8 protein-coding genes and 1 pseudogene are annotated in these 8,222 nt (G+C 66.0%); 8 read left to right on the top strand and 1 reads right to left on the bottom strand.

The genetic code is table 11. The features are described 5' to 3' along the window. The 8 genes and pseudogenes from BST15_RS17450 to BST15_RS17415 form a co-directional block, all read left to right on the top strand. Nucleotides 1-223 (top strand): annotated as a pseudogene (locus tag BST15_RS17450) (mammalian cell entry protein); the annotation flags it as partial. Next, nucleotides 220-1,311, top strand: a complete 1,092-nt coding sequence (locus BST15_RS17445; RefSeq protein ID WP_046189182.1) for an MlaD family protein — start codon at nucleotides 220-222, stop codon at nucleotides 1,309-1,311. The pseudogene BST15_RS17450 and the gene BST15_RS17445, both read left to right, overlap by 4 nt. Then, nucleotides 1,304-2,368, top strand: coding sequence for an MCE family protein (locus BST15_RS17440; RefSeq protein ID WP_046189181.1), 1,065 nt, complete (start codon nucleotides 1,304-1,306; stop codon nucleotides 2,366-2,368). Before BST15_RS17445 ends, BST15_RS17440 begins: the two co-directional genes overlap by 8 nt. Next, entirely contained in the window at nucleotides 2,365-3,570 is a 1,206-nt protein-coding gene (locus BST15_RS17435) for an MCE family protein (protein WP_109370799.1), read from the top strand. The genes BST15_RS17440 and BST15_RS17435 overlap by 4 nt, the downstream gene beginning before the upstream one ends. A gap of 2 nt (nucleotides 3,571-3,572) precedes the next feature. After that, nucleotides 3,573-4,817: an MCE family protein gene (locus BST15_RS17430; RefSeq protein ID WP_046189180.1), complete on the top strand. Its 1,245-nt coding sequence runs from the start codon at nucleotides 3,573-3,575 to the stop codon at nucleotides 4,815-4,817. Next, nucleotides 4,814-6,064: an MlaD family protein gene (locus tag BST15_RS17425; RefSeq protein WP_046189179.1), complete on the top strand. Its 1,251-nt coding sequence runs from the start codon at nucleotides 4,814-4,816 to the stop codon at nucleotides 6,062-6,064. The genes BST15_RS17430 and BST15_RS17425 overlap by 4 nt, the downstream gene beginning before the upstream one ends. A 118-nt stretch (nucleotides 6,065-6,182) precedes the next feature. After that, a complete protein-coding gene (locus tag BST15_RS17420; RefSeq protein WP_046189199.1) occupies nucleotides 6,183-6,710 on the top strand; it encodes a tetratricopeptide repeat protein in 528 nt (175 codons plus the stop codon). 11 nt (nucleotides 6,711-6,721) lie between these two features. Then, a complete protein-coding gene (locus BST15_RS17415; RefSeq protein WP_046189178.1) occupies nucleotides 6,722-7,504 on the top strand; it encodes a mannan-binding protein in 783 nt (260 codons plus the stop codon). 22 nt (nucleotides 7,505-7,526) lie between these two features. Here the strand turns inward: BST15_RS17415 and BST15_RS17410 are convergent, their stop codons facing one another. After that, complete coding sequence (locus BST15_RS17410; protein WP_046189177.1) at nucleotides 7,527-8,195, bottom strand: YoaK family protein; 669 nt, start codon at nucleotides 8,193-8,195, stop codon at nucleotides 7,527-7,529. Nucleotides 8,196-8,222: the final 27 nt, after the last annotated feature.

Raw genomic sequence — 8,222 nt, 5'->3', positions numbered from 1 at the left:
ACCCATCCCGACCCAGCCCCATGCCCCGCAATGGCAGCCGGCGGCGCCGGCGTCCTTTAGCGGCAATGTCGGACCGGTCGGAAGCCAGGTTGAGCGCAATCAGCTCGGCCTGATCACCGGGAAAGGCGCGCCGGCATCGGTAGCCGAGCAGCTGCTGCTCGGCCCCGTCGCGCGTGGCACCGCAGTATCATTCGTCCCGGCAGGCACGGGAGGGCGCAAGTGAAGTTCCGCGGAACCCTGATCGGCCTCTGCCTCTTCATGATCGTTTCGACGGTGCTCACCTGGCTGGTCTACGCCACGTTGCGCCGTGACGTGGCCGGAGCCACCACCCCCTACGCCGCCGTGTTCACCGATGTCTACGGCTTGCGCGAGGGCGACGATGTCCGGATGGCCGGGGTGCGGGTAGGCCGGGTGGAGAAGGTCGCGCTGGACGGGAAACTGGCGAAGGTCTCGTTCATCGTGCAGAGCGATCAGAAGCTGTACGGCAACACCGTCGCCTCGGTGACCTACCAGAACATCATCGGCCAGCGTTACCTCGGGCTCTCCTTGGGCGCGAGCTCGGGAGAGCCCGAGCAAGAACGAGTCCTGCCCCGCGGCAGCGTCATTGGCGTGGACCGCACCGAACCGTCCTTCGACGTCGGCGCCCTGCTGAACGGTTTCAAGCCCCTGATGTCACTGCTGGACCCCAAGCAGGCGGACGACCTGACCCGCGGTGTCCTGGAGTCGCTCTCGGGCGACCAGGCGTCCATCACCGCGTTGGTGGATCAGTCGTCGACGCTCACCGCGACGCTCGCCGGGCGAGACGAGGTGCTCGGCGGCCTCATCAGCAGCCTCAACCGGCTGACCGGCACCATCGCCGGACAGAACGATCAGCTGGACCACGCCCTGACCCAGGCCCGGCGAGCGGTCGCCGACCTGGACTCGCGTCGTCCGGCCCTGCAGTCCTCGGTCGGCTCCCTGGCGCAGGTGACGCGGCAGCTGGCGCGCGTCTCCGACGAGGTGTTCCCCTCCCTGGAGGAGATGATCAACCGCGAGCCCGGGTTCACCAAGCACATGGCGAGCATCGAGCCGCAGCTCGCATTCACCGGCGCAAACCTGCCGCTGATGCTCAAAGGTCTGGCCCGGACGTTCGGCGACGGGGCCTACGGCACGTCCTACCTGTGCGACCTCAACGCAACCGGATTCTTCCCCGGCCTGAACGACGTCACCACGATCATCGTCAACGCCGCAACGCCCGGCAATGCCCGTCCGATCACCCAGGAGAATCTGGCCTGGCACACGCCCCGATGCAGGAACACCGCCGATGGGTAACGCAATCACCACGCCGATTCGGAAATTCCTGCGCGAGTGGCGCACTCGGCCACTGGAGTCGTACAACACCACCTGGCTGGGTTTCGGGGCGCTGGCGGTGGTGGCTGTCGTGGTCGCTGCGGCGCTTTTCGTCAAGGTGATCGGCTTCGGCTACACCCGCTACACCGCTGAATTCGCCCAGGCGGCCGCGCTGACTCCGGGCAATCCGGTCATGGTGGCGGGCATCGAGGTGGGCCGGGTGACCAGCATGCGGCTGGCCGGCGACCACGTGGTGGCCGGCCTGACCGTGCGCAACGACGTCGCGATGGGCAAGGACACCCGGGCCAAGATCCAGGTGATGACGATCCTCGGGTCGCGCTACCTGAAGCTGGAGCCCGACGGTCCCGGAGCCCTGCCCGGCAAGCGGATCCCGTTGACCAACACCGAGGTTCCCTACGACCTGGAGTCGCTGCTCGACGACGCCACCACGACATTCGACCAGGTGGACTCCGATCAGTTCGGGCAGTCCCTTGCCGTACTGGGCCAGCAGCTCAGTGGGCTTCCCCCGGTGGTTCCGCAGGCGATGGCCAATCTGCACACGCTGGCGAAGATCACCGCGGATCGGCGCGAGGAGCTGGGAACCCTGCTTGCCAGCACTCAACGGGTGGCCAACACCCTGCGCAACCAGCAGACCAGCTTGGGGAATCTGGTCGATCAAGGCCAGGACTTCATCGGCGAACTGGTGGCTCGGCAGAACACCTTCCACGCCATGCTGGCTGCGCTGACCACGCTGGCGGGCCAACTGAACAATGTGGTGGTCAAGGACCGGGCGATGCTCGACGACATGCTGGCCAATCTCCGTGCGCTGTCGGACATGCTCGGCCAGCACGACGACATGCTGCGCAGCCTGATCCAGGCCGCGCCGCCGCCACTGCGGGGTATCACCAACGCCACCGGTTATGGCCCGGCCGTTGAGTTCTTCGCCGGCAACGGAATCGCGATCGACTCGTGGATGTGCGCCATCAGCGGACGTGCCAAGCAGTTCGGCATGATCGAGTACTTCAAGGACTGCAAATGAGCGCGCCACCGACCACCGCGGCAGACGACCCGATCGAAGAGTCGGCAGACGACGGCTCGGCGATTCCCCCGGCCACCCCGGCTCGGGCCGGCACGGGGCGCCGCCGCACGCGGGCCCTCCTGGCGGCACTGGTGGCCGGCGCCTTGGTCGTCGCCGCGATCGCGGCCTACCAGCTCAACCCGTTCGGCAGGCATCTGACCGTGACTGCCCAGTTCGACAGCGCCGCGGGACTCTACGAGGGCAACGTGGTCGCGGTGCTCGGGATGCCGGTGGGCACCGTCAAGAAGGTCACCCCGAAGGGCGAGTACGTCGAGGCCGAGTTCACCGTCGACCGTGGCGTGAAGATCCCCGCGGATGTGCACGCGGTGACCATCAACACCTCGATCCTCACCGCCCGTCAGATCGAGCTGACCCCGGCCTACTCCGGTGGCCCGGTACTGGCCGACCACACCACCATCGGGCTGAACCGCACCCGGACGCCGGTGGCCTTCGACCGGGTGGTGGACATGCTCGACAAGGTTTCGAAGTCCCTCGGCGGCGACGGCAAGGGTAACGGTCCGGTGGCCGACGTGATCAACGCCGGCGCCGACATCGCCGACGGCAACGGAGAGAAGATCAAAGCGGCACTGAGCGAGTTGTCGCGGGCCCTGCGACTCAGCTCCGATCACGGCGAGGTGACCGGCGACCAGTTGACCTCGATCATCACCAACCTCAGCTCGCTGATGGACGCTGCAGCCCGCAATGACGCGAAACTACGTCAATTCGGTTCCACCACCAGGCAACTGAGTCAGATGCTGGCCAATGAGGACTTCGGTACGGGTCGCACCGGGCGTAAGTTCAACGAGATCGTCACGCAGGCCACGTCATTGCTGCAGGCCAATCGGGACAATCTCAAGCAGAGCATCCTCAACGGCGACACCGCGGTGACCACCCTGGTGGAGAAGCAGCGCGACCTGGCCGAGCTGATCGACGTGATGCCGCTGACCATGGAGAACCTCTACAACGCGATCGACACCAACAACGGCGCGTTCCGCCTACACGTCTTGGTTGACAAGGTCCTGATCGACAGTCAAAGCACCAAGGAACTGTGCAATATGATGCACCTGCGGCAATTGGGTTGCGGCACAGGAACGTTGGCGGACTACGGACCGGACTTCGGCCTTACTTACGTGCTGGACGGCCTTTCGATGATGGGACAGTAGACGTGACGCGACGACGCAGACGGGTATCGCAGTCGATTGCGGCACTGCTGTGCGGTGCCGTCGTCGCCTCGTCGGCCGGCTGCGGAACCAGCGGCCTGGACAGCCTGCCCCTGCCGGCGCCGGGTATCGGCAGCGGCGGCTACCTGCTCACCGCGGTCTTCGCCAACGCTCTGAACCTCCCCGGGCACGCGAAGGTGAAGCTCTCCGGTGCCGATGTCGGCCAGATGGAATCGATGGTCGCCCGCAACTACACCGCGGTCACCACCCTGCGCATCATGGACGGTGTCCGGATTCCGGTGGGAAGCACCGCCGAATTGCGCTCGGCGACACCGCTCGGTGACGTCTTCGTGGCCATCAAGCTGCCCACTGGAGGTGATCCCTCCGCCCCGCTGCTCAAGGGCGGCGACACCATCGGCCTGGAATCCACGGCGTCAGCCGCCACTGTGGAATCGGTGCTGAGCTCGGCGGCCCTGCTGGTCAACGGTGGAGCCGTGCAGAACTTCACCAACCTCGTCAACGGGGCCGGGAAGGCGACCGGGGACCAGGGCAAGGCTTTCGGAAAGCTGCTCAACCAGTCAAACGATCTGCTGTCCAAGCTCAACGCCCGCTCGGGCGAGATCGAGTCCGCGCTCCGCGAGACCAGCCGGCTTGCCGATGCGCTCGATTCGCGGAGCGCCGCGCTTACCGACGTACTCAACGCGGCGGGCCCCGCGACCGATACTCTCGCGGACAACACCAGCCAGATTGCCGATTTGGTGGAACAATTGGGCGCCACCAGCCGACAGTTAGCGCGATTCCCCTCGCTCGCCGGAACGGACGATTCGGGCCACAGCTTCATCAAAGACGCCAATGTGCTTGCCGGGGCATGGAATGACGTGGCTACCGACCCGAACACCAGCCTCTACGCCCTGAACAGGCTGATGGCGCCGTTCATCAAGATGATGCCCAACGGAGGCGCCTCGCTTCACGCCAGCGTCGACCGCTTGGTGTGGGGGTCGATGCCCGACGCCGGATTCAAGGGCGACCCCGCGTTCCACGGCCCCAAGCGCTACGACTGGGCCAAGCTGGCGGGCTCCATCAAGTTCACCCTGTGGCGTCTGCAGGAACGCGTGGTCGGACGGGGCCCGGACTCCGACATGGGGCAGGCCCCGTGGATGGCGGTCGGCCCGCCGATACCGCCGACCCCGGCCGAGATCGACGCCGCGGCAACCGAGCCCGGCCCCCCAGGACAGGGGCCGACACCATGATCGACGCACTGAGCCGCCGCGTCGTGGCGCTGGTCCGGGCCGGCTATAAGCGAAAGAATCTGTTGTCCAGCCTCGCCTTGGCCACCACGCTGGTGGTGGCGGTCGGCTACCTGTTGGTGGGTGCACTGCAGGTGGACCCCACCCGTTCGACCTACCAGATCACGATCGCGCTGCCCGATTCCGGCGGACTGCTGGCTAACCAGGACGTGTCGGTGCGTGGCGTCCCGGTGGGCCGCATCGAGTCGCTGCGCATCACCAGCGCTGGCGTGGATGCGGTCGCCAACATCGCCTCCACAGTGAAGATCCCAGCCTCCAGCGCGGTGCGGGTCTCGGGCCTGTCGGCGGCCGGCGAGCAGTACATCGACTTCGTCCCTCCGTCGAGCTCGGGGCCCTTTCTCGCTGCAGGCAGTGTCGTATCGCGTGATCGCGCGACGACACCGATTCCGATGTCACAGTTGCTCGCCGACGCCGATGGCATGCTGGCGCAAACCGATCCGAGCAAGCTCGAGCTGATCAAGAAGGAACTCAGCCTGTCCGGCGAAGGCCCGCAGAAGCTGACCGACATCATTGATGGCGGCTCTTTCCTGATCTCCACACTCGACTCGGTGCTGCCGGAGACCGTCAGCATGCTCAAGTCGAGCCGTGTCGTGCTGACCATGCTCAGCGACGTGAACAATGGCATGGCCGCGACGTCGCGCAACCTGGACAAGGTGCTCAAGGGCATCACGCCGATGATCGGTGGATACAACCGATTGCTGGATCAGGCACCGGGGATGTTGTCGGCGGTGGACGGACTCTTCGACGACAACTCCGACACCATGGTCGGGCTGCTCGGCAACCTGGTCACCACCGCTCAACTGCTCTACGTTCGGACTCCGGCGCTCAACGCACTGTTCCCCAACTACCGCGGCTCGACGGTAGAGGCCATCGGCACGGCGATCCGCGAGGACGGGCTGTGGGCGACGGTCGACATCTACCCCCGCTACGCCTGCGAGTACGGCACGCCGCGGCGGCCGCCGTCCCAGGCGGACTACCCCGAGCCGTTCCTGTACGGCTACTGCCGCGACACCGACCAGTCCGTACTGGTCCGCGGCGCCCACAATGCCCCGCGCCCGCCCGGGGACGATACGGCCGGCCCCCCACCGGGTGCTGACCTGTCGGCCACCACTGACCCGACGCCCAAGGGCCGGTACACGATTCCCACTCCCTATGGCGGTCCGCCGCTGCTGATCGATCCGCCACGCTGATGCCCGAGGAGACCGCGCGGTGAGCACCGCTGACGAACCGACTGCCGAGCCGGCCGACGAGGCCGCCACGGAAGATGCCGCCGAGGAGGTGGAGCCGACCACTGAGGGGCCAAAGCCGATGGCCGTCGAGGAAACGACCGAGGTCGTCTTGGCGGTTCTACGGCGGTATCTGGTGCGCCTGTTTCGCCGGTTTGGCTACAGCGTCTCGGTCGTCGCCGTTTTTTCTTTGGTCGCCGGGCTCGGATGGCAGCTGTGGCAACAGCATCGGGTCGCCGCGGCGGAGTCGGCAGCGCAGGATGCTGCCGTGCACTACGCCCAGGTCTTGACCAGCATCGACTCCAACAAGGTCGACGATGACTTTGCCGCGGTCCTCAATGGTGCGACTGGGGACTTCAAGGACACCTACACCAAGGCCAGCGTGCAGCTGCGGCAACTGTTGATCGACAACAAGGCGACTGCACAGGGCACCGTGGTGCAGTCGGCTGTGCAGTCGGGCTCGCGGGACGAAGTGGTGGTGCTGCTGATGGTCAACCAGGCCGTCACCAACACCAACCGCCCGGACCCGCGGGTGGACCGCACCCGGATGAAGATGACGATGACGAGAGTCGACGGCCGATGGCTGGCGAGCAAAGTCGAACTGCCCTAGGGAGGCAAGCTATGTGGGCGCCCCGACTCTTGGCGACTCTGGCCGCCGCGGCATGTGCGGTGTCGGCCGCCCCTGCCGTCAGCGCTTCGGCGCCGTCGTTCTGTAGTGGGCTGGGCGGCAACTGGGACGGTCACTACTGCACCACCGACGTGCACTCCGAACGCCTGGCGACCCGCTACATCCGGATGGCGGTGCCCGGCGATCTGGTCGACCATCCCGTCGCCGGTCCGCCCATCCGCGACTACCTGTCGAAGCTGTTCAGCAACTGGCGCAGCAAGGGTGCGTCGATGGTCGCTGACAGTTGGGGCAATGAGAACTACGACGTCTTCCAGCATGGCAATGCCTTGACCGTCGTCTTCCATGAGGACTACCACTCCGACGGTCCGTACATCAACAACGCCTACCGGACCTTCACCTTCGACATGGCCGGTGGCCGGCAGTTGCAGCTGGCCGACATCACCAAACCCGGTGTGGATCCGCTGGCGACCATCCCACAGCTGGGCGAGCCCTACATCGTCGAGGCGCTCGATCGCGCGTTCTGGGAGCATCGGCCGGGCGACTATCCCTTTGTCGCGGAACGCTTCACCCCCGACAAGGTCTTCTCGGGAGGCTACCGATCCTGGGCGCTAACGCCGGACGAGCTGATTCTGTATATGCCCGACTACCCCGTCAGTCACGACAGCCCGATCCAGTACAACCAAATGCAGTGGTACATGGACGGCGGAAACGTCCAGGCGCACATTCCTCTGGAGGCGCTGCGGTCCATCCTGCGCCCGGAGTACGGCGGATCCTGATCGACTGAACCCCGTCGGCGCTCTAGCCGTAGCGGAACAGCGCCATGCTTATCAGCACCACCACCGCCCCTAAGGCGATCACCGGAGCCACCACCACATGGGTCAACGTGGCGCCCACTATGGCACCGAAGATCATCACGAAAACCACCGTGTAGCGCAGCCTTTGACGACCACCGCCGCCACCGGCCAACCTGCTGTCCACTCCGATACCAACGATCGTCGAGGTGAGCACCGTGGTGTAGAGCTCCTGGACCCCGAACTGGCGAGCCGTGGAGTTCTGTACTCCGAACGCCACAGCCAGCCCAACCGTGAGGACCAGCTTGCTGATTCCGTCGTAACGCAGCACCCCCACACCGGCCAGCCCGGCCAACAGCAGCAGCAGGGCGGCCTCCAGACCCAATGCCACGGTCAGCCAACGCCGGGGGTCCTCCTCGGCGAAGATCCGGAACAGCCTGCCCCCGATGATCGCACCCGCGAGGAATCCACCGACCGCGACGATCGCAGCGGTCAGATCGAAGCCGGTACCCGGAACGAACAGGAAGCCCAGGAAGATCGCATTGCCCGTCATGTTCGCCACGAACACGCGGCCCAACACCAAGACGCTGACCGCGTCGACGAGTCCGGTGGCGAACGTCAGCAAGAGCAATGCGGCCACGGTGCGCCGCTTCGACAACGGCGACGCGATCGGCATGCTCCCCCGCTATCTGTGTGACGGGCC

Origin of the sequence: Mycolicibacter arupensis (assembly GCF_002086515.1) — a bacterium.
Lineage (GTDB): Bacteria > Actinomycetota > Actinomycetes > Mycobacteriales > Mycobacteriaceae > Mycobacterium > Mycobacterium arupense.
The sequence above is the reverse complement of the archived record's forward strand: the minus strand, read 5'-3'. Positions and strand labels throughout refer to the sequence as shown.

What these genes read in the sequence shown, in the direction of transcription:
- BST15_RS17440 (WP_046189181.1), top strand. Translation starts at nt 1,304, where the DNA reads ATGGGTAACGCAATCACCACGCCGATTCGGAAATTCCTGCGCGAGTGG.
- BST15_RS17435 (WP_109370799.1), top strand. Translation starts at nt 2,365, where the DNA reads ATGAGCGCGCCACCGACCACCGCGGCAGACGACCCGATCGAAGAGTCG.
- BST15_RS17425 (WP_046189179.1), top strand. Translation starts at nt 4,814, where the DNA reads ATGATCGACGCACTGAGCCGCCGCGTCGTGGCGCTGGTCCGGGCCGGC.
- BST15_RS17420 (WP_046189199.1), top strand. Translation starts at nt 6,183, where the DNA reads ATGGCCGTCGAGGAAACGACCGAGGTCGTCTTGGCGGTTCTACGGCGG.
- BST15_RS17415 (WP_046189178.1), top strand. Translation starts at nt 6,722, where the DNA reads ATGTGGGCGCCCCGACTCTTGGCGACTCTGGCCGCCGCGGCATGTGCG.
- BST15_RS17410 (WP_046189177.1), bottom strand. Translation starts at nt 8,195, where the DNA reads ATGCCGATCGCGTCGCCGTTGTCGAAGCGGCGCACCGTGGCCGCATTG.